This is a genomic window from Clostridium pacaense (genome assembly GCF_020709765.2).
GTDB lineage: Bacteria > Bacillota > Clostridia > Lachnospirales > Lachnospiraceae > Enterocloster > Enterocloster hominis.
Window position 1 is genome coordinate 1 of the sequence record NZ_JAJFEB020000132.1, and the last position, 263, is coordinate 263.

Here is a 263-nt window from a genome sequence, read left to right on the forward strand (position 1 = left end):
CGGAATTCCTTTGCAGCCAGGCTGACCCTTGTACCGGTCTTTCTTGGCTTGCATTTGTAACGTACCTTACGGCGCAGGTCGATGTTCTTAGCAGTAAAAACGCCCTGGTCTATATAATTGTAGAGGGTCTTCCTGGAACAGGGAATCTCGTGTCCATGAAAGGCATAAATGTGTGCCAGTGACTGTCCCTGAGCAAGCAGTGGAGAGATAAGCTTATCAAGCATTGCGATATCTACAGGAGCCTGGTTAATCCCCTGCCTGCA

Annotated in this window: 1 pseudogene; it reads right to left on the bottom strand. The window is 49.0% G+C overall.

What is annotated here, in order from left to right:
* A pseudogene (locus LK536_RS58800) lies at positions 1 to 224 on the bottom strand (IS30 family transposase); the annotation flags it as partial.
* Between the last annotated feature and the right edge of the window lie 39 nt (positions 225 to 263).